The 20,968-nt window shown below is 61.9% G+C and carries 24 protein-coding genes and 1 pseudogene; 9 read left to right on the plus strand and 16 right to left on the minus strand.

What is annotated here, in order from left to right; translation table 11 throughout:
• Positions 1 to 34 precede the first annotated feature (34 nt).
• Positions 35 to 670 carry a DUF1842 domain-containing protein gene (locus AC07NR_RS05155; protein WP_134826565.1) on the minus strand — a complete coding sequence of 212 codons (636 nt, stop codon included), beginning with the start codon at positions 668 to 670 and terminating at the stop codon, positions 35 to 37.
• 34 nt (positions 671 to 704) lie between these two features.
• The gene (locus tag AC07NR_RS05160; RefSeq protein WP_085708738.1) at positions 705 to 890 is read right to left on the minus strand and encodes a DUF1843 domain-containing protein; all 186 of its coding nucleotides are present in this window, start codon (positions 888 to 890) and stop codon (positions 705 to 707) included.
• Between the two features lie 547 nt (positions 891 to 1,437).
• Between AC07NR_RS05160 and AC07NR_RS05165 the strand changes: the two genes are divergently transcribed.
• Entirely contained in the window at positions 1,438 to 2,355 is a 918-nt protein-coding gene (locus AC07NR_RS05165) for a LysR substrate-binding domain-containing protein (RefSeq protein WP_495077959.1), read from the plus strand.
• Positions 2,356 to 2,395: 40 nt separating this feature from the next.
• Here the strand turns inward: AC07NR_RS05165 and leuD are convergent, their stop codons facing one another.
• The 6 genes and pseudogenes from leuD to AC07NR_RS05195 all read right to left on the minus strand — a co-directional run bounded on the left by leuD (position 2,396) and on the right by AC07NR_RS05195 (position 6,750).
• Entirely contained in the window at positions 2,396 to 3,004 is a 609-nt protein-coding gene (gene leuD / locus AC07NR_RS05170) for a 3-isopropylmalate dehydratase small subunit (protein ID WP_495077960.1), read from the minus strand.
• Positions 3,005 to 3,007: 3 nt separating this feature from the next.
• Positions 3,008 to 4,429, minus strand: coding sequence for a 3-isopropylmalate dehydratase large subunit (gene leuC / locus AC07NR_RS05175; RefSeq protein ID WP_495077961.1), 1,422 nt, complete (start codon positions 4,427 to 4,429; stop codon positions 3,008 to 3,010).
• A gap of 127 nt (positions 4,430 to 4,556) precedes the next feature.
• Positions 4,557 to 5,069, minus strand: coding sequence for a GNAT family N-acetyltransferase (locus AC07NR_RS05180; RefSeq protein ID WP_495078460.1), 513 nt, complete (start codon positions 5,067 to 5,069; stop codon positions 4,557 to 4,559).
• Positions 5,067 to 5,624: pseudogene (locus tag AC07NR_RS05185) on the minus strand (HD domain-containing protein); the annotation flags it as partial. The gene AC07NR_RS05180 and the pseudogene AC07NR_RS05185, both read right to left, overlap by 3 nt.
• Positions 5,625 to 5,709: 85 nt before the next feature.
• On the minus strand, positions 5,710 to 6,267 hold the full coding sequence (locus AC07NR_RS05190; RefSeq protein ID WP_495077962.1) for a helix-turn-helix domain-containing protein: 558 nt from the start codon (positions 6,265 to 6,267) through the stop codon (positions 5,710 to 5,712).
• 78 nt (positions 6,268 to 6,345) lie between these two features.
• Positions 6,346 to 6,750, minus strand: coding sequence for a RidA family protein (locus AC07NR_RS05195; protein WP_495077963.1), 405 nt, complete (start codon positions 6,748 to 6,750; stop codon positions 6,346 to 6,348).
• Between the two features lie 134 nt (positions 6,751 to 6,884).
• On the opposite strand from AC07NR_RS05195, the gene AC07NR_RS05200 reads away from it, so the two are divergent.
• Positions 6,885 to 7,826, plus strand: a complete 942-nt coding sequence (locus AC07NR_RS05200) for a LysR family transcriptional regulator (RefSeq protein WP_423205533.1) — start codon at positions 6,885 to 6,887, stop codon at positions 7,824 to 7,826.
• On the opposite strand, the gene AC07NR_RS05205 is transcribed toward AC07NR_RS05200, so the two are convergent.
• Positions 7,789 to 8,649, minus strand: a complete 861-nt coding sequence (locus tag AC07NR_RS05205; protein ID WP_495077964.1) for a LysR substrate-binding domain-containing protein — start codon at positions 8,647 to 8,649, stop codon at positions 7,789 to 7,791. The two genes, AC07NR_RS05200 and AC07NR_RS05205, sit on opposite strands and share 38 nt — an antisense overlap.
• A gap of 137 nt (positions 8,650 to 8,786) precedes the next feature.
• On the opposite strand from AC07NR_RS05205, the gene AC07NR_RS05210 reads away from it, so the two are divergent.
• The 4 genes from AC07NR_RS05210 to AC07NR_RS05225 are packed head-to-tail and all read left to right on the plus strand — an operon-like array spanning position 8,787 to position 13,022.
• On the plus strand, positions 8,787 to 9,839 hold the full coding sequence (locus AC07NR_RS05210) for an agmatine deiminase family protein (protein ID WP_119429109.1): 1,053 nt from the start codon (positions 8,787 to 8,789) through the stop codon (positions 9,837 to 9,839).
• A gap of 3 nt (positions 9,840 to 9,842) precedes the next feature.
• Positions 9,843 to 10,751 carry an N-carbamoylputrescine amidase gene (gene aguB, locus AC07NR_RS05215; protein WP_495077965.1) on the plus strand — a complete coding sequence of 303 codons (909 nt, stop codon included), beginning with the start codon at positions 9,843 to 9,845 and terminating at the stop codon, positions 10,749 to 10,751.
• Between the two features lies 1 nt (position 10,752).
• Positions 10,753 to 11,856, plus strand: coding sequence for an extracellular solute-binding protein (locus AC07NR_RS05220; RefSeq protein WP_495077966.1), 1,104 nt, complete (start codon positions 10,753 to 10,755; stop codon positions 11,854 to 11,856).
• Between the two features lie 47 nt (positions 11,857 to 11,903).
• Entirely contained in the window at positions 11,904 to 13,022 is a 1,119-nt protein-coding gene (locus AC07NR_RS05225) for an agmatine deiminase family protein (protein WP_495077967.1), read from the plus strand.
• Between the two features lie 9 nt (positions 13,023 to 13,031).
• Here the strand turns inward: AC07NR_RS05225 and AC07NR_RS05230 are convergent, their stop codons facing one another.
• The 5 genes from AC07NR_RS05230 to AC07NR_RS05250 form a co-directional block, all read right to left on the minus strand.
• Positions 13,032 to 13,694: a glutathione S-transferase family protein gene (locus AC07NR_RS05230; protein WP_495077968.1), complete on the minus strand. Its 663-nt coding sequence runs from the start codon at positions 13,692 to 13,694 to the stop codon at positions 13,032 to 13,034.
• Positions 13,695 to 13,726: 32 nt separating this feature from the next.
• Positions 13,727 to 14,134: a RidA family protein gene (locus AC07NR_RS05235; RefSeq protein WP_495077969.1), complete on the minus strand. Its 408-nt coding sequence runs from the start codon at positions 14,132 to 14,134 to the stop codon at positions 13,727 to 13,729.
• A gap of 31 nt (positions 14,135 to 14,165) precedes the next feature.
• Positions 14,166 to 14,528, minus strand: coding sequence for a hypothetical protein (locus tag AC07NR_RS05240; RefSeq protein WP_495077970.1), 363 nt, complete (start codon positions 14,526 to 14,528; stop codon positions 14,166 to 14,168).
• A gap of 17 nt (positions 14,529 to 14,545) precedes the next feature.
• Complete coding sequence (locus AC07NR_RS05245; protein ID WP_495077971.1) at positions 14,546 to 15,052, minus strand: PaaI family thioesterase; 507 nt, start codon at positions 15,050 to 15,052, stop codon at positions 14,546 to 14,548.
• 70 nt (positions 15,053 to 15,122) lie between these two features.
• A complete protein-coding gene (locus AC07NR_RS05250) occupies positions 15,123 to 15,959 on the minus strand; it encodes an SDR family oxidoreductase (RefSeq protein WP_495077972.1) in 837 nt (278 codons plus the stop codon).
• A gap of 112 nt (positions 15,960 to 16,071) precedes the next feature.
• Between AC07NR_RS05250 and AC07NR_RS05255 the strand changes: the two genes are divergently transcribed.
• Positions 16,072 to 16,977 carry a LysR family transcriptional regulator gene (locus tag AC07NR_RS05255; protein WP_495077973.1) on the plus strand — a complete coding sequence of 302 codons (906 nt, stop codon included), beginning with the start codon at positions 16,072 to 16,074 and terminating at the stop codon, positions 16,975 to 16,977.
• Positions 16,978 to 16,984: 7 nt separating this feature from the next.
• On the opposite strand, the gene AC07NR_RS05260 is transcribed toward AC07NR_RS05255, so the two are convergent.
• On the minus strand, positions 16,985 to 17,938 hold the full coding sequence (locus AC07NR_RS05260; protein ID WP_248741176.1) for a LysR family transcriptional regulator: 954 nt from the start codon (positions 17,936 to 17,938) through the stop codon (positions 16,985 to 16,987).
• 143 nt (positions 17,939 to 18,081) lie between these two features.
• Here AC07NR_RS05260 and AC07NR_RS05265 point away from each other — a divergent pair, with 143 nt between their 5' ends.
• Positions 18,082 to 19,260 carry a M20 aminoacylase family protein gene (locus AC07NR_RS05265; protein WP_495077974.1) on the plus strand — a complete coding sequence of 393 codons (1,179 nt, stop codon included), beginning with the start codon at positions 18,082 to 18,084 and terminating at the stop codon, positions 19,258 to 19,260.
• 30 nt (positions 19,261 to 19,290) lie between these two features.
• A complete protein-coding gene (locus tag AC07NR_RS05270; protein WP_495077975.1) occupies positions 19,291 to 20,595 on the plus strand; it encodes an MFS transporter in 1,305 nt (434 codons plus the stop codon).
• A gap of 19 nt (positions 20,596 to 20,614) precedes the next feature.
• On the opposite strand, the gene AC07NR_RS05275 is transcribed toward AC07NR_RS05270, so the two are convergent.
• Positions 20,615 to 20,899 (minus strand): FecR/PupR family sigma factor regulator, encoded by a 285-nt coding sequence (locus tag AC07NR_RS05275; protein WP_085731863.1) that lies wholly within the window; start codon positions 20,897 to 20,899, stop codon positions 20,615 to 20,617.
• Positions 20,900 to 20,968: the final 69 nt, after the last annotated feature.

Raw genomic sequence — 20,968 nt, forward strand, 5'->3', positions numbered from 1 at the left:
GCTTCCTTGAATGATGATGGAGTCCAGTGGCCGATCAGCGACTTTGCAGGCGGCTGAGTTCGTTTTTTGCGGTATCCAGCGCGATCCGCAATTGCGGTAGCTGCTCCAGTTGTTGCTTGGCCAGTGCGGCCAGGCTTTTCATCTGGGCCAGGTCGCCGGCGGCGATGGCGCTCTGGATGGGGGCGGCGTACAGCGGCATGATCGGACGGTGTGGCTGGATCACGGGGCCGGGATGGAAAGGCTGAAAGGCTTTAGATGGCACCGACTCGACCAGATGCGCCGGGGCATTGGTGACTTCGATCCATTGAGAACCGTTGTAGTACTCGTAATTGGCGACACCTTCTCTCCAGTCAGTACCGACTACCAGCCGGATCTTGAAGTTGACGATGGAGTTGGAGCCTGGACCGCCATGATTGCCCTGGGCGGTGATCAGGATCTTGCTGACACCGGGGGACATGACGGTGAGATAGGTGTATTCACCCCATACATCGGAATGCAGGTCGAGCGGCGGATTGACGGCCTGGGTGATGGTGGCATTGCCGTTGACTTGCTCCTGAGGCGTTGAAACCAGGAGGTTGAGTACCAGGCTTGGTGCGCCAGGCAGTCCCGTGCTGATCCGGTAGCTCACCGGAAACAGACCGACGTTTTGTTGCGAAACAGAACCAGACATGTGAATTGCCTCCATTGCAATGTGGGAAAAGGCCTTAGTGTTTTTCCAGACGGGAAACTTCTTTGGCCAGTTTTTCGTACGCGGTTTGCAGCTCCTTCGCTTCCGGCTTCGTTGAATCGCGCTGCTTCAACAAAGTCTTCATCTGTTGCAGATCGCCGCCCGTGATGGCGCTCTGGATGGCGACGCCGTAAGGCGGCATGTTGTGTTTTGAGCCAGTCATATCGAGGGTTTCCTCGTGGTGGTTGCCGAACATCCCCTTCAGGCGAGGGGCGTCTTTCCTGACAGGCAGGCGACAGCCAGCGGCAGGAAACACTGGCGACAGTGGTGCCTGGCGATGTGAAGGCCTGATCCGTCCGGATCCGTCAAATCGTGGTGATTGAATGGGCGCCGATGCGACGCCGCGGGCGTCAGCCGAAACCGTCCGGTCTGCTGTCCGGAATCGGGGAGCGCGTCTGCCGTGGCAGAGGGCAAGAGAAGTTCGCCTGTACGTTGGTCATCTTTCTGTCCTTGATAGAAAGCAACGAAACACAGGGATAGGTTGTTCACTCATCAAGAGTGCATTAACCCGCAAGCACAAAAACCATCCCTGATTTTTCTTCCAGTGCTGCTGATGGCGTTCGTCGAGAGACGTTTGCCAAGTGGCCAGCATATCGCCAGCCACGCAACCCTAGCCCTGTTTGTGGGGGGCTGCCAGAAAAAGCGCCGAACGGTCATGGCCGCTGCTATCCTGCGCGAATCATGAAGCAGGCAGTGGGTGATCGAGCTGTATGAACACGAATCGTGACCAGTTTCCCTTGCCCGAAGACCTCAAGGTATTCCTGACGGTCATCCGCAAGAACAGCTTCGCCAGCGCCGCCGACGAGTTGGGCTATTCCCCGGCCTACGTCAGCAAACGCATCGCGGTGCTCGAAAGCACGCTCTCGACAAAGCTGTTGCACCGCACCACCCGGCGCATCGCCCTGACCGACGATGGCGAGCGGGTACGGATCTGGGCGGAAAAGCTGCTGGGGGATTTCGATGATTTCCTCGGCGAGATTGCCCAGGCCCGGCACCAGCCAGCCGGGTCGCTGCACATTTGCAGCAGCTTCGGTTTTGGCCGCAATCACGTCGCACCGGCGATCAGCCAACTGGCCCGAGCCTGCCCGAAGCTCGACATTCGCCTGGACGTGTTCGACCGCGTGATCGATCTGGTGGGCGAGGGTTTTGATCTGGAAATCCTCGTCGGCGATGACCTGCCGGGCCAGCATCTGGCGCGCAAACTGGTGAGCAACCGGCGGGTGTTGTGCGCCACGCCGGATTACCTCGAGCGCCGGGGCACGCCGCAATCCCTCGAAGATCTGCAAGACCACGACTGCCTGGTGCTGAAGGAACGCAACAATGCGTTCGGCATCTGGGAACTCACCAAGGACGGGCAGCAGGAATCGGTGCGGGTCAGCGGCCCGTTGTCCTCCAACAGTGGCGAAATCGTGATGGAGTGGGCCTTGAGCGGCGGCGGGATTCTGTTGCGCTCGATGTGGGACGTCAAACCGATGCTCGAACAGGGGCGGCTGGTGCAGGTGCTGGCTGATTACACCCAGAGCGCCAACGTCTGGGCGGTGTACCCGACGCGGCTCAGCGAGTCGGCCAAGTTGCGGGTCTGCGTGGAGTTTCTCGAAGAGTATTTCCGCGACTTGTCCGTCGAATGAAAAACCGGGTGGTTCAGTGAGCCACCCGGTTTTTTTGTGTTCAGCCCAGCCAAGGGTTTTCCGCGAGATGTCGTGCCTCGAACGCACGAATCTGTTCGGCCCGTTGCAGCGTCGTGCCGATGGCGTCCAGCCCCAGCAACAGTGACTGTTTGCGCAGTTCATCGATCTCGAAAGCGATCCGTGTTCCGTCAGCCAGTTCGATGGTCTGCTCGGGCAGGTTCACGCGGATATGCGCGGTTGCCGGAACGCTGATGAGGTCGGCGATCAGCTTGTGCTGCGCGGCATCGAGCTGAATTGCCAACACACCGTTGCGCTGACAGTTGTCGTAGAAGATCCCGGCAAACGTGGTGCCGATCAGCGCCCGGATCCCGACTTGCTTCAAACCCCACACCGCGTGTTCACGGCTTGAGCCGCAACCGAAGTTGGGGCCGGTCACCAGAAACGCCGCGTCCTGCCAGGCGGGCTGATTGAGCACGAACTCGGGATTGGGCGCCCCCGAGGCCAGAAAACGCAGATCGAAAAACAGCCCCCGGTCCAGCCCCTGACGATCGATGCCCTTGAGGAACTGCTTGGGCATGGTCACGTCGGTGTCGATGTTGGCTGCCAGAAACGGCGCGGCGCTGCCGCTGATAGTGGTGAACGGTTGCATGGCTCAAACTCCCGGCGCGAAGGCGCGAACGTCAGTCAAATGTCCGGTGATGGCGGCTGCGGCGACCATCGCCGGACTCATCAGATGGGTGCGCGCACCGGCGCCCTGACGGCCTTCGAAGTTGCGATTGGTGCTGGACGCGCAGCGATCACCGGGCGCCAGCACGTCGTCGTTCATCGCCAGGCACATCGAGCAGCCCGATTGCCGCCACTCGAAACCGGCGTCGCGAAAGATCTGCGCCAGCCCTTCGTCTTCCGCCTGATCGCGCACCAGCGTCGAGCCGGGCACGATCATCGCCCGCACGTGAGCCGCGACTCGCTTGCCGCGCACCACGCGGGCAACGTCACGCAAATCTTCGATCCGCGCATTGGTGCAGGAGCCGATGAAGGCGTGGCTGATCACCACTTCGCTCAACGGCATGCCGGGTTTCAGGCCCATGTAATCGAGGGCGCGTTGCAGGCCCTGACGCAAAATCGGGTCGGGCTCGCCGGCCGGGTCCGGCACTCGTCCGCCGACCGGGGCGGCCTGATCCGGGCTGGTGCCCCAGGTGACCATCGGTTCCAGAGCCGAGACATCAAGGCTGACTTCTCGATCGAACACCGCGCCGTGGTCGCTGTGCAACGCTTTCCAGCGCTCGACGGCCTGTTCCCAGATTTCGCCTTTGGGCGCGCGCGGCTTGAGTTGCAGGTAGGCAAAGACCTTGTCGTCCGGCGCCATGAACGCACCACGAGCACCAGCCTCCACGGCCATGTTGCAGATGGTCATGCGCGCTTCGACACTGAGATCGCTGATCGTCGGGCCGGCGAATTCGATGGCATAACCGGTGGCCCCCGAAGCACCGATCTTTTCGATCAGGGCCATGATGATGTCTTTCGACGTGACGCCCGCACCGAGCTCGCCATTGACCGTTACGCGCAGGGTTTTCAAGCGTTTGTAGACCAGGGTCTGCGTCGCCAGCAGGTGCTCGATTTCCGAGGTGCCGATGCCGAAACCGAACGCACCCAGTGCGCCGTAAGTGGTGGTGTGGCTGTCACCGGCCGCCACCACCATGCCCGGCAGAATGAAACCCTGCTCCGGCGCCACGACGTGTTCGATGCCCTGACGCTTGTCCAGCACATCGAACAGCTCGATGCCGAAGTCGCGGCAGTTCTCTTCGAAATACGACACCTGCCGCGCACCGCCCGCGTCGGGCATGGTTGCAGTGCGTGTGGGCGCCGTAGGGTTCACATGATCGACCACCGCCAGCGTCGCTGCGGGGCGCCAGACCTTGCGCCCGGCGTCGCGCAACCCGCTGAAAGCCTGCGGGCTGGTGTATTCGTTGGCGACCTGGCGGTCGATGTAGAGCAGCACATGGCCCTGATCGTCGAGGGTGCAGACCGTGTGACTGTCGATGTGTTTCTGGTACAGGGTTCTCGGGCTGGGCATGGCGCAGGCTCTTTTCTGTCAGTGCAAAACTACGTACGGACAGAATTGTTGATTGCAGAACCTGCATCAAGCGCGCATTGGTGAAGCCGTTGAACACGAAATGTGAGCAATGAAAAACGATGAGGCGCTAATCGGTAGCCTCGAACGCCTCGTGATACTTCACCACGCCCACCGGCAACTCCCCACCAAACGCCAACGCCTGAAAATACTCCGCCGGAATCCCCGGCAACTCCAGACCCGCATGGGCCTTGAAGCCGAAACGCCCGTAATAGCCCGGATCGCCAAGCACCACGCAGCCAGCCCCGCCGATGCGCTGCAACTCCGCCAGCGAGGCTTTCATCAGCGCGGAACCGATGCCTTGCTGCTGGCGGGTCGGGCACACGGAGATCGGGCCCAGGCCATACCAGCCTTGAGCGCCGGAGGAAATCGTTACGGGGGAAATGGCGACATGGCCGACCACCGTGTCGTTTTCCACTGCCACCAGCGAAACGCTGAGCTGACCGGCGTGGCGCAAGGCGTTGACGATGAATTGTTCGGTGTGGCTGGAGTGTTCTTCGTGCTGGAACGCGGCCTCGGTGATTCGGGCGATGGCGTCGATGTCTTCGGGGCGTTCGTTGCGGACGGTGATGTTTGTATTCATGCGTTCTCGGGTATCCCGGTCGATCAGGGTTCGAAGGGTTTCGAACAGCGGATCGGCGTTGGTGTATTGCTTGCCGTAGGCCAGGTTGAAGCCATAGTCGAAGTCTGGCGGATTCTGTCCTTGAGTGTGTTGTAAAAGTGTTTCCAGCTTGTCCAGCGCCTTTACGGCTTTGGCTTCGGGGGAGCCGGCGTTTTCGTAGTCGTCCCAGAGCGCGAGGATTTCGTTTCTCAGGGCGTCGTCCAGAGAACGGGTGAGCAGCAGCAAGTCGTTGCGTTCCTGTTCGCCCTTGTCGGGAAAGCCGACTTGATCGACTGCCGGAATGTCTCCGTTGATGGCCTCGCCGAGGTCGTGGATGACGCACATCTTCAGGACTTTCAGCACATCGAGCCCGGCCAGATCGTCGGCGAACACGATTGCCATCAGGCACAGGCGCCAGCTGTGCTCGGCGGTGCTTTCGCTGCGACCGGAGGAAGTGTGCGCGCTTCTGAGGACGTCCTTGAGCCGTTCTGCTTCGCGCAGGAATTCGAGGCGTCCCTTGATCTTTTCGAGGTTCATACAGTGGCCGGGATAAAAAGAGCAGGGCTCAAAGCCTAGGCCCGGGCTCGATCATCGTCCACGCATAAAATATGCGGCGGGTGGCCTACAGCGTTTCCACCAGCCGTGCGGCGGTGCCGTCGGAGAGGGCGATCCGCGTCCAGCGGCACAGGCTTTCGCGGATGGGGACAAGGGTTGAATCATTGTGGCCGGTGACGAATTCCAGAGCCGGCGGCGCCTGGACTTCTCGCCAGCCGGTGTCATCCAGCAAGGATTCCTTGTGCTGGATTTCCGCCGTCGCAAAACGCCACAGCGATTGCCCCAGGAGATCGCTCAGCGGGCTGGCGAACTGCGCGGCCCGGGCCGGGGAGCAGGCCAGCAGGCGATGGGTCAGGTCGCAGACGAGGTGAACCGGGCGTGCACTTCCCGTCACCAGCCGTGCGAGGGCCTGATCGGCGGCGCTGTCGAGTCGCGCCGCGAGCAACGTTTCGAGTTGCCGATGCGCGTCCGGGTCCATCGCCTGCACACCGCTTTCCCAACGGGAAATCGTCGATTGAGTGACCTTGAACAACTCGGCGGCATGGCTCTGCTTGACGCGGTGCAGCACACGCCAGCGGCGCAGGGCGATGCCGGGAAGACTGGGCTTGAGCAAGGTGTCGGGCATGGCGATGGATCGCAAAAGGAATGCGGGCCGACAGTCTGAAGACTGTCGGCCCGTGCTGCAAATCGACGCGATGTCAGGTCATTCCGGCACTTTGGCAATCACCTTGATCTCGAACTGAAATCCGTAGAGCCACGTCACGCCGACAGCCGTAATGGTCGGATGCGGCGCCTCGCCCCAGAACTCAGGCACCACTTCCCAGATGGTTTCGAAGGTCGATTGCGGGTCGACCATGAACACGGTCACGTCCACCACGTCATCAAAGCTGCCACCGGCCGCGCCGAGAATCGCGTTGAGGTTGGTGAAGGCCCGGCGCACCTGTTGTTTCAGATCCGGCTCGGGCGAGCCGTCCTCAAGGCTGCCGACTTGCCCGGAGACAAACAGAAAACCGTTGGAACGAACGGCCGGCGAGTAGCGATTGCGCTCGTACAAGGCATGACGTCCGGGCGGGAAAACCACATCGCGTTTCGGCTGATTGTTGGTCATGGGGTGTCTCCTTCAATGGGTTGAAAACCTGCGATGGAGAAACTCTAGGGGCTTGCATCGGCCCGATAAACGCGCAACCTTGGCGTTCACTGTTTGGGATAGCCAAACAATCGAGCCGCCATTAGAGGTTGGATATGGACCGTTTTGACGCGATGCAGGCCTTTGCCCGGGTGGTGGAGGCGGGCAGTTTCACCAAGGCCGCCGAGACCCTGCACATGAGCAAGACCACCGTGACCCATCTGGTGCAGCAACTGGAGGCGCGCCTGCGGGTCAAGTTGCTCAACCGCACCACGCGCAAGGTCAACGCTACGGCGGACGGCGCGGCCTATTACGAGCGGGTGATCAGGTTACTGGCGGACATGGACGATGCCGAGACCAGCCTTCCCGGCGCGGCGGCCCAGCCAAAGGGGCGCTTGCGGGTCGATGTGCCGAGCCCCTTGGCCAACCTGATTCTGGTGCCGGCGCTGCCCGAGTTTTGCGCGCGTTACCCGGAGATCCAGATCGACATGGGCGTCAGCGACCGGATCGTCGATATCATCGATGAAAACGTCGATTGCGTGGTGCGCGGCGGGGAGCTGCGGGATCAGTCGCTGATGGCCCGGAAGGTGGCGGATCTTCAACTGGGCGTGTATGCCGCGCCGGGTTACCTGACCCGTGCCGGCACCCCGGCGCATCCCCGGGAGCTGGAGGACAGCCATCACCGGGTGGTCGGTTTCCTCTGGGCGCGCACCGGCAAACCCGTGCCTTACGCCTTGCACAACGAACACGAAGACTTGCAGATCAAGGGCCGCCACGTACTGGCGGTGGATGACGGCAATGCCTACCTCTCGGCGGGCCTCGCAGGGCTGGGCGTGTTGTGGCTTCCCAAGTACATGTCCAAGGCACACGAGGCGAGCGGTGATCTGGTGCCGCTGTTCGAAGAATGGCGCCTCGATCCGATGCCGCTCTACGTCGCGTACCCGCCAAACCGCCACATCAGCCGCAAACTGCGGGTGTTCATCGACTGGGTCGCCGAGGTGATGGCCCGTCACGCACCGGTCATGGATCGCCCAGGTTCGCCAGCAACCACTCGGTGAAACTGCGGGCCATCGGGTCGCTTTCGCTGTCGCGGTGGGTCAGCAGCGCCCAGTTCGGGCCGCGAATGGTGTCGTCCACCAAGGGCTGCAACAGCCCGTCGGCCCGGGCCTTGCGGCTGAGCAACTGGCTGACCAGCGCGATGCCGAGTCCGCCGCACGCTGCGTCCAGCAACAGGCCCGGATCGGAGAAGTTCAGGCCCTGATCCTGCTGGCCGACGTCGATCCCGGATTCCACCGCCCAATGGCTCCAGTCCATTTCCCGCTCGCCGTGCAGCGTTGTCCGCTGAGCGCTCGGCACGCTTAGCAGGCTCGGGTGACACGCCGGATAGAGCCGGTCGGCATGCAGCACCTTGAAGCTGCATTCAGCCTGAGAACTGATGTCGTCGCGCACCGCCAGATCGATGGTCTGGGTCGCCATGTCCGGCACTTCATCGGTGCTGAAAATCCACAGGTCCACATTCGGATGCTGACGGCGGAAATCCCCCAGACGCGGCAGCAACCAGTGCCGGGCAAACGCCGGCGTGGTGTTGAGCACCAGTTGATTGGGTTTCTGGTACTGCCCCAGCCGCCGGATGCCCACCGACAGTTGCTGCAGCATCGCCTGAGTCGTGCTGAGCAGATCGTGGCCGGCGTCGGTCAGGGCGACGCTGCGTCCGCTGCGGAAAAACAGCGGCTGCTCCAGGTACGCCTCAAGGCTGCGGATCTGCTGGCTGATGGCCGACTGTGTGAGGCTCAGCTCTTCGGCGGCCTTGTGAAAACTGCCCAATCTTGCTGCGGCTTCGAAGCCGCGCAACGAGCTGAGGGGTGGCCAGTGTTTCAGCATGATCGATAAGTTCCTCTAATCAGTTTTCCGCTAAATCCATCGTTTGTTTGCCCGTCAGGCCGCCATTAGCATGCACGTCAACGCCGCCAAGGCTGGTTTCATTGAACACAATGGCTTAACTCAAAGGGCTTTTTACCATGCAGCAGAACAAAAACAACAACAGCGGTTGGATGATGCCGGCAGAGTGGGTAACGCACGCCGCGACCTGGATGGTCTGGCCCCACAACAAAGCCCTGTGGGAGTCGGGCTGGCGCGTGACCTTGCCGCTGGTGCAGGAAGATTTCGCCCGTGTCGCCAACGCCATCGCCCGGTTCGAACCGGTGAAAATGGTCGTCGATCCGTCGGCCATCGCCAGCGCCAAAGCCCTGTGCGGGCCGAACATCGAACTGATTCCGCTGGCGGTCAACGACAGCTGGTGCCGCGACTCCGGCCCGAGCTTCGTCGTTCATCCGGAGCAAGGTCTGGCCGGTGTGAGCTGGCGCTTCAACGCCTGGGGCGGCAAGTCGGCCCATGACCTGGACGAAAGCCTGGCCCGCCGCGTACTCAATCATTTGGGCGGCGAGTGCTTCGGCACGGCGCTGAGTAACGAGGGCGGCGCAATCCATGTGGACGGCGAGGGCACCTTGATCACCACCGAATCGGTGCTGCTCAACCCCAACCGCAACCCCGGCGTGAGCAAGGCCGAGATGGAAGAAATCTTCAGTCGTCTGCTCGGCGTGAAGAAAACCATCTGGCTGCCGGGGGATCCGGACTACGTCACCGGTGACATGACCGACGGCCACGTTGATGGCGTCTGCGCCTTCGCCCGTCCCGGCGTGTTGCTGGTGGATGCCACTCACGATCGCAGCTCGGTGTACGCCGAAGTGGTGCGGGAAAACCGCCGTGCACTGGAACTGGCCACCGACGCTCAGGGCCGCAAATTCGAGCTGATCGAGCTGTATGAAGCCACCGATGCCGTGGACACCGAAGCCGAAGTGTTCTGCGCCTCGTACACCAATTTCTACATCGCCAACGGCGCGATCATCATGCCGGCCTACGGCATCGAGGCCGACCATGTGGCGGCAGAAACCCTGGCCAAGGCATTCCCGGGCCGTGAAGTGGTGCCGGTGCAGATCAATCACCTGGCCCATGGCGGCGGCGGTGTGCATTGCATCACCCAGCAACAGCCAGCCTGGCCGGTGGAGGGTTGATCGATGACGATGCTCAAAGTCGCCACCACCCAGATGCCGTGCACCTGGGACCTGAACAGCAACCTCGACCGCGCCGAGCAACTGGTGCGTGAAGCGGCGGCGCAGGGCGCGCAAGTGATCCTGTTGCAGGAGCTGTTCGCCACGCCATATTTCTGTATCGAGCAGAGCCACCATCACATGGGGCTGGCCGAGGAATACCGGGACAGTCAGGTGCTGTCGCGCTTCGCCGCACTGGCCCGGGAACTTGGCGTGGTGCTCCCGCTGAGCTGGTACGAGAAGGCCGGCAATGCCTACTTCAATTCCCTGAGCGTGGCGGATGCCGACGGGCGTTTGCTGGGTGTTTACCGCAAGACCCACATCCCCAACGCCATCGGCTATCAGGAGAAGGAATATTTCAGCCCCGGCGACACCGGTTTCAAAGTCTGGGACACCGCATTCGGCCGCCTCGGCGTGGGCATCTGCTGGGATCAGTGGTTCCCGGAAACCGCCCGCTGCCTGGCGTTGATGGGCGCTGAAGTGCTGTTGTTCCCGACGGCTATCGGATCGGAACCGGGCTGCGCAGATCTGGATTCACGGGATCACTGGCAGATGACCATGCGCGGCCACGCGGCTGCCAACCTGCTGCCGGTGATCGCCTCCAACCGTGTTGGCCGCGAAGTGGCGGGTACCGATGCGACACTGCAAATGAATTTCTACGGCTCGTCGTTCATCTGCAACCACAAAGGAAAAATGCTCGCCGAAGCCGACCGCGCCAGCACCGGCGTGCTGGTGCAGAGCCTCGATCTTTCGGCCATGCGCGAAGATCGCCTGAGCTGGGGCATCTACCGCGACCGTCGCCCGGAAATGTACGGAGCGCTGCTCAGTCAGGACGGCCGTCACCTTCACGCCCGCTGGAATCCTCAAGGAGTCTGATATGCACACCTCACACAAGTGGTTGCTGGGTGCTCTGGGTCTGGCGCTGGCCGGTTTGATGCCGGTCGTGCACGCCGAAGACAAGACGCTGCGGCTGTACAACTGGGCGGATTATTTCGCCGAAGACACCCTGAGCAAATTCACCGCCGAAACCGGGATCAAGGTGATCTACGACGTGATGGACGGCAGCGAAACCCTGGAGGCCAAGATGCTTTCCGGTGGCAGCGGCTACGACCTGATCTTCCCAGGCGACACCGTAGCCGAACGGCTGATGCGCGCCGGCAGCCTGTTGCCGCTGGATCCTTCGAAAGTTTCGGCGATGAACGACATCGAACCGGGCCTGCAGAAACTGCGCAGCCATTACGAGCATTCGAACAAGGCCACCGTGCCTTATACCTGGGGCACCATCGGCCTGACCTACAACGCCGAGCAGATCAAGCAGCGCATGGCCGATGCGCCGGTCAACAGCCTCGACATGCTGTTCAAGCCGGAACTGGCGGCGAAGTTCGCCGATTGCGGGATTTCGATGATCGACTCGCCGGACGAAGTGCTGGCGGTGGTGCTCAATTATCTGGGCCGTGATCCGCGCAGCGCCAAATCCGAGGATCTGGCAGCGGCCAGTGATTTGCTGATGAAACTGCGGCCGTATATCCGCAAGTTCCAGTCGCAACCGGTGACCGATCTGGTCAACGGCAACCTGTGCCTGTCCCTCGGCTACAGCGGCGACATGACCCAGGCCCAGCGCACCTCGGACAGCGCCGGCAAGAAGACCCGCTTCCAGTACCGCGTGCCCCGTGAAGGCACCACGGTGTGGATGGACACCATGGCCATTCCGGTCGATGCCAAGCATCCGGAATATGCCTACGCGTTCATCAACTTCGTGATGCGCCCGGAGAACATGGCAGCGATCAGCAATTTCACCGGTTACCCGACCTCCAACGCCAAGGCCCGGCCAATGGTGGATGAGGCGATGCGCAACAACCCGGACATCTACCTCGACGAAGCGACCTATGCTCGTCTGATACCGGGCAAGGATATTCCCCAGGCTGACATGCGTGCCCGCATGCGCACCTGGACCAAGTTCAAGACCGCCACTGCAAAGTGATTTTTCCGGGCCGCTTCGGCGGCCCCTTACACATCAGGAAGTTACACATGCCAACTCGTCGCGAGTTCATCAAACAGGTTTCAGTCGCCGCCGGCGTAGGCGCTGCCGTCATGGGCCTCGGCCTGTCGCCGGCGCGGGTTCTGGCGGCCAGCGAAGGTCGCTGGTTCATGCCCGACGAGGGCGACAAGCACGAACGCGCCTACATGGCCTTCGGCGCACAGGACGCGATCTGGGAAGACTTCACCGAAGACGTCCAGGAAGCCCTGGGCCGGATCGCCCGCGCCATCTCCCGTTACGAGCCACTGACCATCTACTGCCGCAGCGGCGAGCGCAGCCTGGCCGAAGAGATTTGCGGCACCTCCAACATCACCTACCAGATCGCCAACCTCGACGACATCTGGATGCGTGACATCAGCGCCAACTTCGTCATCGATGACAAAAGCGGCCTCGGCGCGGTGGACTTCAATTTCAGCGGCTGGGGTAACAAGCAACAGCACTCCAAAGACGCGAAAATCGCCCAACGTGTGGCGCAAGACGCGCAAGCGACCTACATCCGCAGCGAACTGGTGGGCGAGGGCGGCGGCATCGAAGTCGATGGCCACGGCACCGGGATCATGACCGAAAGCTGCTGGATCAACGAAAACCGCAATCCCGGCTGGAGCAAGGCCGACGTCGAGGCGGAACTGAAGGCACGCCTGGGCCTGCGCAAGATCATCTGGCTGCCGGGCATCAAGGGCAAGGACATCACCGATGCCCACGTCGATTTTTACGCACGCTTCGTCAAGCCCGGCATAGTGATCGCCAACCTCGACACCGACCCGCAATCCTACGATCACAAGGTCACGCTGGCGCATCTGGAAGTCCTGAACCAGGCCACCGATGCCGACGGTCGTCCATTGCAGATCCACACCGTGTCGCCACCGCTGAAACCGCGCAAGACCAAGTTCAACAAGAACAACGACGACTTCGCGGCCGGTTACATCAACTACTTCGTCATCAACGGCGCGGTGATCGCCCCGGAGTTCGGCGACAAGGACGCCGACAAGAAGGCCTTCGACCTGCTCAAACAGCTCTACCCGAACCGCGACGTGGTGCAGATCAACATCGACGCCATTGCCGCCGGTGGTGGCGGGATTCACTGCGTGACCAGTCACCAGCCAGCGTGAGGCCGTTCCTCAGCGAAACCGTTGGGGAAGCGCTTCGGCAAAGGGATAGAAGTCAAACCAGGGTTTGGCTTCGTCGATCACCTGGCTGAAAGACGGGCGCAGCACCAGCCGCTCGAAATAAGCGCTGAGGCGAGGGCGGTCGGCGCCAAACGGCACCAGCGTACTGGCGTAAAACAGCGCCGGGCTGGCCGAGCAATCGGCCATGCTGTAGTCCGGGCTGGCGATCCACGGGTGGGTCGCCAACTGGTTTTCCAGCATGTCGTAGGCGGTGTTCAGCAAGGTGCGCTGGCTGCTCAGGTCGGCGTTTCTGCTGTGGATGCGGTCGGCGACGATCTGCGACATCGGCGTCATCACGTAGTTGTCGAAGAAACGGTCCCAGAGGCGAACCTGCAGGGCTGTGTCCCAATCGTCGGGGATCAGGCGGCCAGCCCCGGCGTGATAGCGATCCAGATACTCGATGATCACGCTCGACTCCGGCACATTGCGCTGGCGGGCACGGTCCTGCAGCACCGGGAATTTGACCAGTGGCCACAGCGCCCGCAACTCGGCCCGCTCGGCTTCGCTGGACAGGTCGATCAGGCGTTTTTCGAAGGCGACGCCGTGTTCGTACAGGGCAATCAGGGCTTTGTGGCAGTAGGACGACAACGGATGGTAGTAGAGGGTCAAGTCCATGGTTCAACGCCTCGCGGTGATAGTGAAAAACACTACACAGGTATAGCCCGCCTGCGCACGGCCACACATTTGATTTCCACCAGCAACCCCGGATGGGCCAGTTCGCTGACGCCGATGCAGGTCCAGGCGCAGAAGCCTTTGGGGAACACACGATTCTTCACTTCGCGAAACACCGGCATGTGCTGGCTCATGTCCACGTGATAGGTGGTCATCTCTACCACGTCTTCGAAAGTGCAGCCGCCGGCCTTCAGCACTTCGTCGAGGTTTTCCCAGGCACGGATGAATTGCTGCTCGGGGTCCTCGATGACTGTCAGATCTGCCGTCCGGCCGACCTGACCGGCGCAATAAAGCGTGTCGCCGACCAGCACCGCCGGGGCGTAACCGGCGCGTTCGACGATGGGTTTCATGGATTCGGGGATGATGATTTTGCGATCGGACATGGCCGGGGCTCCTGGCAATCGTTGGATCGGATCACTTCGCGCGAAAGTACCGGATCAGGTTGACCGATTTTGTGAATACCGCATAAGCCACTGCTGCGATCATGAGTCCGGCGATGGCCAGGCCGACCGCGTTGATGCCGGTGATAAGCAGCATGTAGAGCGACAACATCAGTATCAGCACGACATAACTGGCGAGTGTCTTTCTAAAGAGCGCCAACAGCAGCGGGACGAATGCCACTGCCAGCGTGTGGATGGCCACTGCCTGCAAAATCTCGATTATCAGATACGAGAACGCATCTTCGCCGCTTGCTTGCGTGGCGATCAGCCAGGATTCGTTCATCAGCCAATTCAGGCCGCCCACCACCATCAGGCTGATGGCGACAATCAGCGCCATGTTTATTGCTCTGGTACTCATTGGTCTGCATTCCGCCCATGAGCGGCCGCCGCCAACTGCCCCGCATCCACCCGCACAAACACCGAATCACCCACCGCCGTCAGCACATCCCCGGCATACACCTCGCAGATCACCCGGCTCTTGCGTCCGACTTCTCCTTCGACTTTCGCCTTCAGCGTCAGCGGCACGCCCATCGGCGTCGGTTTGATGAACTTGATGCCGAGGTTGCCGGTGACGCAGTTGATGCGTGGCAGGCTTTCGGCTTCACGGCCTTCGGCGCGGTAGTGGTAAGCCATCGCCGTCCAGTTGGAATGGCAGTCCACCAGCATCGCGATCAAACCGCCGTAGACCAGCTCCGGCCAGCCGCAGTATTTGGCTTCGGGCACATGCTCGGCCATGACATGCACGCCGTCCTCGTGCCAGAAGCTCTTGATGTGCAAACCGTGCGGGTTGCTGCTGCCGCAGCCGAAGCAGACGCCGTCGGGGGCGGCGGTGTCTTGCAGGGAGGTGTCGAGGGTGGACATGCCGGGGTCATCCTTAAACTGTTAGCCGAACCGGGCGGATTCTAACCCCGAATAAAGGATGAAGCGTGATTTAGTCCGGCGCCAGATCCCCATACCAGTAAGCCGCCGTGACACCGCCGTCCATGAGGAAGTCGCTGCCGGTAATGAAGGTGCCCTCAGGTCCCATGAGCAAAGCACCCACGGCAGCCACTTCATCCGGTGTGCCGCCACGCCCGGCGGCGCTGCGTTCGATCATGCGCCGATAGCCTTCACCGCGTGGGCCGTTCAACTCATCCCGGGCCAGTGGGGTGAAGATGATGCCCGGGCTGATCGTATTGACCCGCGCACCCCGTTTACCCCATTGCACGGCCTCGGCCATGACCCGCAGCGAGTTGCCGCGTTTGGAGACTTGATAGGCATGCAGCGGGTCGCTGATGCGTTCGGCCGAAAGCATTGGCAGCGCCAGCAGTTCCTCAGTCGGAGTCGTGGCCAGCGCGTTGTTTTGTTCAGCGCTCAGCGCCGGCAAGCGGTGACCGGATTGCGAGGCAATCACGATGGCCGAACCGCCGGCTGCGATGACCTGGCCGAATTCCTCCAGTACAACGGCCGTGCCGTACAGGTCGACGCGCAAAATGGTTGCGGCAGACGCTTGCGAGGGCGAAACCCCGGCCGCGTGAATCACCCCGTGGATGTCACCGAGAACGGTAGCGATCCGGACCAGCGCTTGCACCGAGGCGCGAGAGGCGACGTCCACCACTGCAGTAGTCACGTCGAAACCGGCATTGAGCAAGACCTTTGCGGCGGCATCGGCGTTTTCCTGTTTGAGATCGGCCAGCACCACGTGCTTGCCGGCACTGACACGCCGGGCAATCGCCTGGCCGATGGCGCCCGCACCAATCACCACGATCACATTTGCAGAGTTGTTCATGGGTTCACCTCACATGAGAGCCGGATTCCCGACGAGGTGAACGACTCTATATTGCTGCTGATTGCTCAACAATATAGGGTTGGCTGCATGCCTTAGTGAGGAATTTTCATCAATGTTACGCGCAGATTTGCCGGGCCTTACTGCTTTCATCGCGATTGCCGAACAACGCAGTTTCAGTGGTGCAGCGCGAGTATTGGGAGTGTCTTCGTCGGCGCTCAGCCATTCGATGCGCAACCTGGAGGCGCGCCTGGAAATGCGCCTGTTCAACCGCACGACGCGCTCGGTGTCGCTGACCGAGGCGGGGGAGCAGTTGCTCAACGGGGTTCGACCGTTGATGAATGACCTGGCGAACGTGGTCAACGAGGTCACCTCCGCCCGGATCAGCCCTTCAGGGTCGATCCGCATCAGCGCGTCGGAGTCGTCGATCCGGCCGCTGATACGGCACGTGGTTCCCGAGTTCATTGCCCGCTATCCGAACATCCATATCGAGTTCGTGGCCGACGCTGCGCTGCAAGACATTGTCGGCGACGGTTTTGACGCCGGCATCCGGCTGATCGATGACGTGCCTCGGGACATGATCTCCATCCGCTTCGGGCCCGACGTGTGTTTCGCTGCCGTGGCCTCGCCGGACTACCTTCAGCAGCATCCGGCGCCACAGGTGCCGCAGGATCTCAAGGCCCATCGCTGCATTCGCTTTCGCTTCACCGGTGGCGGTCTGTTTCGCTGGGAATTCAGACAGGGCGAACAAAGCGTCAGCCTGGATGTGGAAGGCCCGTTGACGATGGACAACCTTAATCTGATGGTCGAGGCCGCGCTGGCCGGTGCGGGAATCGCCTGGGTGCCGCAGTCCCTGGTGGCGGAGGCTTTGCAGGCCGGACGGTTGGTCCGGTTGCTGGAGCCATGGAGTCCGAACTATTCGGGGCTGTGCCTGTATTACCCGGCCAACCGACATCCGCCCACTGCACTGCGTTTGTTCGCTCAGGCCGTGCGGGACTGGGCGAACCGGGGCGTCTCGTAGCGTTGCCTCATATCAACAACCCCAGCGTATCGAACAATTCGACATCCTCCGGCCTCGCCGAGCGTGCGCGGCGGCGGATCACTTGCAACAGGCAATCGACAAAACACTGCGCCGCCGCGCCCAGCGGGGCGTTGCGCGGGGTGACGATGCCGATGACATCGTTGGCGAAGGTCTCGGCCAGATCGAGCCGGGCCACGCGTTCGCGGTAGCCGGGCACTGTCAGCATCGGCTCGGGAAAGTAGCTGAGCATGTCGGTCTGCTCGATCAGCGACAGGGTCAGTTGCGGCGAGTGCGCGCGATGGATGTGTTGCAGGTCGATCTGCGCGCCGTGTTGCCAGAACAGCTCGGTCATCAAGCCTTCGTGGCTGGCGTCGGGGTAGTTGACCACCCAGTCCTGATCGAGCAGTTGGTGAATGGAGTTGGCTCCGCGCAGCGGATGATCGTGGCGGGCGACGACTGCCATGCGGTAGGAAAAGATCGGTTCGCTGACGAACTCCGGACGCGGCAGCAGCGACGAGACCAGGCCCACCGCGAACTCCATGGTGCCGTCGCGCAGTTTTGGCAGGGCCACGGCCATCAGGCCTTCGAAGATTTCCAGGCGCACTTGCGGCATGCGCTGGCGGAACAGTGTGACGACTTCCGGCAGCAGGGTCATGCCCATCCACGGCGAGATGCCCAGGCGCAACTGGCCCTGGGCCTGATCGCTCAGGTGCGTCAGCTCCAGTTGTGCGCGTTCGAGCTGGCTGAGCATCTGCCGCGCATGCTGCAGCAGCGACTGGCCGTAAGCGGTCAGCACCACGCCGCTGGCATTGCGCACCAGCAGCGGCAATTGCAGGTGTTCTTCCAGTTCGCGCAGGGCCTTGGCCACGGCGGTCTGCGAAACTCCCAGTTGCCGGGCCGCCGCACGAATGCTGCCGCAGTCGGCAATCATCACCAGCGCCCGCAGTTGATGCAGCTTCATCCTTTTCTCCCGTTGTGACGGTGTAAACCCACGGTTTTCAGCCCCCGTTTTTTGCGACTGCCGCAGCATTCGGCAAGTCATTAGGATCGCAGGGTATCAGTCGAACACCCGAAAACGCCCCCATAAAAACAAGGAACCTGCTGATGACCGACCTGCCCGCACTGCCCGGTATCCGTGCGCTCGAAGAAGAAATGATCGTGCTGCGCCAACACATTCACGCCTACCCGGAACTGAGCTTCGAAGAGTTCGCCACCGCCGATCTGGTGGCGGGCAAGCTGAGCGAATGGGGCTATGAGGTGCATCGCGGGCTGGGCGGCACCGGTGTGGTCGGCCTGCTGCGCCAGGGCAGTGGCGGCAAGATGATCGGCCTGCGCGCCGACATGGACGCGCTGCCGATCATCGAGCAGACCGGGCTGCCGTATTCCAGTCGCCACGAAGGCGTAATGCACGCCTGCGGGCACGACGGGCACACGGCGATGCTGCTGGCGGCAGCACGTTATCTGGCCGAAAGCCGCGACTTCGACGGTTCGCTGGTGGTGATCTTCCAGCCCGCCGAAGAGGGCGACGGCGGTGCGCAACGCATGCTCGATGACGGCTTGTTCGAGCTGTTCCCGTGCGACGCGGTGTTCGCCATGCACAACATGCCGGGGTTGCCGGCAGGCAAGCTGGGCTTTCTCGAAGGGCCGTTCATGGCCTCCACCGACACCGTGACGATCCGTGTCGATGGCGTTGGCGGCCACGGCGCGATGCCGCACAAGGCGGTGGATCCGGTGCTGGCCGGGTCGGCAATTGTCATGGCGTTGCAGAGCATCGTTTCGCGCACTGTCGATCCGCTCGACACGGCAGTGGTGACGGTCGGTGCCTTTCACGCCGGGATCGCCGCCAACGTGATTCCCGATCACGCCGAATTGCAGTTGAGCGTGCGAGCGCTCAAGGCCTCGGTGCGTGATGAATTGATCGAGCGCATCACCCGCATCGCCCAGGCCCAGGCCAGCGGTTTCGGGGCGCGGGCGACGGTGGATGTGGACGAGGCGCAACGCTTCCCGGCGCTGTTCAACGATGAGGCCAAGACCGCTTTTGCGCGGCAGGTGGCGATCGATTGGGTGGGCGAGGAAGGGCTGATCCCGAACATGAAACCGCTGACCGGCAGCGAAGATTTCGCCGTCATGCTGCAACGCTGCCCCGGCTGTTATCTGCTGATCGGCAATGGCGACGGGGAGGGCGGCTGCATGGTGCATAACCCCGGTTACGACTTCAACGACGACTGCCTGGCGACCGGCGCCAGTTACTGGGTGCGACTGGTGGAAGCCTTTTTGGCCTGATCCGCTTCGACAACTTCAGGAGTTCGCCCCATGTCCACCGTCATTACCAGCGCTGCGGCCACTGCTACCGCGACGCGCAAACCCATCGGTGCGCGAGCCATTGCCGCGATCACCATCGGCTCCGGCCTCGAGTTCTATGATTTTTCCGTCTACAGCTTTTTCGCCACGCTCATTGGCCGGCAGTTTTTCCCGGTGGAGAGCACGCTGGGGCAATTGCTGCTGTCCCTGGCCACGTTCGGCGTCGGCTTCGGCATGCGCCCGATTGGCGGGATCGTGTTGGGTGCCTACGCCGACCGGGTCGGTCGCAAACCGGCGATGATGCTCACGCTATGGCTGATGGCGCTCGGTTCGCTGCTGTTTGCCATCGCCCCCACCTACGCGCAGATCGGCCTCGCGGCACCGGTGCTGATTGTGCTGGCGCGGCTGGTTCAAGGGTTTGCGATGGGCGGTGAAGTGGGGGCCTCTACGGCGATGCTGATGGAGTACGCCGACGACAAAAACCGAGGTTTCTACGGGAGCTGGCAGCTGTTCAGCCAAGGCTTGAGCTTCATGTTCGGCGCGCTGGTGGCGCTGGGGTTGAGTTCGACCTTGTCGGCCGAATCCCTCGAGAGCTGGGGCTGGCGACTGCCGTTCGTACTGGGGATGCTGGTGATTCCGGTGGGGCTGTATATCCGTCGTCACCTCGATGAAACCGCCGAGCAGGAACCACCAGGCGATGGCGCCACCTCCGGCCTGCGCCTGATTTTCCGGGACTATCGCAAAGTCCTGCTGACCGGCGTGCTGCTGGTGATCGGCAGCACGGCATCCAGCTACATCGTGCTCGATTACATGACCAACTACACCGTCAGCGTGCTGCACCTGCCGATGACCATGGGCACCACGGCTGCGTGTCTGGGCGCGCTGGTGCAGATCAGTCTGTCGATCTGGGCCGGTCGTTTGAGCGACCGCATCGGCCGCCGGCGCACCATCGCCTTGGGCTGCATTCCGATGCTGTTGCTGATCTATCCGGCGTTCATGTTGATGAACCGCTTTCCGACCCTGGGCACGCTGCTGGGCGTTTCGATGGTCACCACGTTGTTTCTGGTGCTGATCACTGTGCCGACACTGGTGCTGGTGACGGAGATGTTCCCCCGCAAGATTCGCGCGTCGGGACTGTCGATCATCTATTGCCTGGGTGTGTCGGTGTTTGGCGGGTTTGCCCAGTTCTTTGCCACCGGGCTGATCGGATTGACGGGCAACAACAACGCGCCTGCGCTGTATGTGATGACGTGTCTGTGCCTGACCCTGGCGGGGCTGGCGATGGTGCGGGAGACCGCAGGCAGGCCGCTGGAGTGAGCGGCCCGGGCGCGGCGCACTAGTTGCGCTGCGCCAGGTTGCGTTGAAACTCTTCGAAGCTGCAGGGCAGCGTCGTGGCTTTGCGTTTTTTTGACTTGTCTTGCTCGTCGGGCAATTGATCACTCAGCTCCCAGACCTCAAGCATCTTCGCGTACTCGAAGGCGTGGCGTGGGCTGCTCTGAATCCATTGCTGGAAGGCCTGGCGTTCGTCAGGCGTGCAGGTTTCGTCTTGCAGGCGCAGGCACCAGTGCGCCGCCTGATTGAGGATTTCATCGTCGGCGTCTTGAGGGCTTTGGAGGTTCATTGACTGCTTCCAGGATGGCCGGAGAGGGCACTTTACCCTGCCTCTTGCAAAAAAAACGTCAAAGTTCTA

The sequence above is a fragment of the Pseudomonas sp. GW821-FHT09C09 genome (assembly GCF_059418105.1).

Bases quoted from the DNA above. Each gene is read 5' to 3' on its own strand.
- AC07NR_RS05200 (WP_423205533.1), top strand. From the start codon at position 6,885: ATGGACCGTTTTGACGCGATGCAGGCCTTTGCCCGGGTGGTGGAGGCG.
- AC07NR_RS05230 (WP_495077968.1), bottom strand. From the start codon at position 13,694: ATGGACTTGACCCTCTACTACCATCCGTTGTCGTCCTACTGCCACAAA.
- AC07NR_RS05165 (WP_495077959.1), top strand. From the start codon at position 1,438: ATGAACACGAATCGTGACCAGTTTCCCTTGCCCGAAGACCTCAAGGTA.
- AC07NR_RS05195 (WP_495077963.1), bottom strand. From the start codon at position 6,750: ATGACCAACAATCAGCCGAAACGCGATGTGGTTTTCCCGCCCGGACGT.
- AC07NR_RS05205 (WP_495077964.1), bottom strand. From the start codon at position 8,649: ATGCTGAAACACTGGCCACCCCTCAGCTCGTTGCGCGGCTTCGAAGCC.
- AC07NR_RS05255 (WP_495077973.1), top strand. From the start codon at position 16,072: ATGTTACGCGCAGATTTGCCGGGCCTTACTGCTTTCATCGCGATTGCC.
- AC07NR_RS05160 (WP_085708738.1), bottom strand. From the start codon at position 890: ATGACTGGCTCAAAACACAACATGCCGCCTTACGGCGTCGCCATCCAG.
- AC07NR_RS05270 (WP_495077975.1), top strand. From the start codon at position 19,291: ATGTCCACCGTCATTACCAGCGCTGCGGCCACTGCTACCGCGACGCGC.
- AC07NR_RS05250 (WP_495077972.1), bottom strand. From the start codon at position 15,959: ATGAACAACTCTGCAAATGTGATCGTGGTGATTGGTGCGGGCGCCATC.
- AC07NR_RS05225 (WP_495077967.1), top strand. From the start codon at position 11,904: ATGCCAACTCGTCGCGAGTTCATCAAACAGGTTTCAGTCGCCGCCGGC.
- leuD (WP_495077960.1), bottom strand. From the start codon at position 3,004: ATGCAACCGTTCACCACTATCAGCGGCAGCGCCGCGCCGTTTCTGGCA.
- AC07NR_RS05245 (WP_495077971.1), bottom strand. From the start codon at position 15,052: ATGTCCACCCTCGACACCTCCCTGCAAGACACCGCCGCCCCCGACGGC.
- aguB (WP_495077965.1), top strand. From the start codon at position 9,843: ATGACGATGCTCAAAGTCGCCACCACCCAGATGCCGTGCACCTGGGAC.
- AC07NR_RS05220 (WP_495077966.1), top strand. From the start codon at position 10,753: ATGCACACCTCACACAAGTGGTTGCTGGGTGCTCTGGGTCTGGCGCTG.
- AC07NR_RS05155 (WP_134826565.1), bottom strand. From the start codon at position 670: ATGTCTGGTTCTGTTTCGCAACAAAACGTCGGTCTGTTTCCGGTGAGC.
- AC07NR_RS05180 (WP_495078460.1), bottom strand. From the start codon at position 5,069: ATGAATACAAACATCACCGTCCGCAACGAACGCCCCGAAGACATCGAC.
- leuC (WP_495077961.1), bottom strand. From the start codon at position 4,429: ATGCCCAGCCCGAGAACCCTGTACCAGAAACACATCGACAGTCACACG.
- AC07NR_RS05190 (WP_495077962.1), bottom strand. From the start codon at position 6,267: ATGCCCGACACCTTGCTCAAGCCCAGTCTTCCCGGCATCGCCCTGCGC.
- AC07NR_RS05260 (WP_248741176.1), bottom strand. From the start codon at position 17,938: ATGAAGCTGCATCAACTGCGGGCGCTGGTGATGATTGCCGACTGCGGC.
- AC07NR_RS05275 (WP_085731863.1), bottom strand. From the start codon at position 20,899: ATGAACCTCCAAAGCCCTCAAGACGCCGACGATGAAATCCTCAATCAG.
- AC07NR_RS05210 (WP_119429109.1), top strand. From the start codon at position 8,787: ATGCAGCAGAACAAAAACAACAACAGCGGTTGGATGATGCCGGCAGAG.
- AC07NR_RS05235 (WP_495077969.1), bottom strand. From the start codon at position 14,134: ATGTCCGATCGCAAAATCATCATCCCCGAATCCATGAAACCCATCGTC.
- AC07NR_RS05240 (WP_495077970.1), bottom strand. From the start codon at position 14,528: ATGGCGCTGATTGTCGCCATCAGCCTGATGGTGGTGGGCGGCCTGAAT.
- AC07NR_RS05265 (WP_495077974.1), top strand. From the start codon at position 18,082: ATGACCGACCTGCCCGCACTGCCCGGTATCCGTGCGCTCGAAGAAGAA.